This is a genomic window from Bacillus sp. AFS001701 (genome assembly GCF_002559405.1).
In the GTDB taxonomy this organism is placed as follows: domain Bacteria; phylum Bacillota; class Bacilli; order Bacillales; family Bacillaceae_G; genus Gottfriedia.
On record NZ_NTZO01000350.1, the window covers coordinates 1 to 206 of the forward strand.

At 57.3% G+C, this 206-nt stretch carries 1 protein-coding gene; it reads right to left on the reverse strand.

Going from position 1 to position 206, the window contains the following annotated elements; translation table 11 throughout:
- On the reverse strand, positions 1–206 hold a 206-nt coding region (locus tag CN514_RS19645; protein WP_176525983.1), incomplete at both ends, for a potassium-transporting ATPase subunit KdpA.

A 206-nucleotide genomic window follows, 5' to 3' on the forward strand; every position in this document is an offset into this window, starting at 1 on the left:
GGTTAAAGATGCCGCTGCGTCCGGTCTCGGTCATCAGCGCCAGCGCGGTGCCGAGCAGCACAAGCGCAGGGGTGACCAGAATCGCCAGCGCGGTTAATTTCATCTCGCGGACGTCGATTTTTTTACCGAGGTATTCCGGAGTGCGGCCAATCATCAAACCGGCAATAAATACCGCCAGCAGCACGAACAGCAGCATGCCGTAAAGA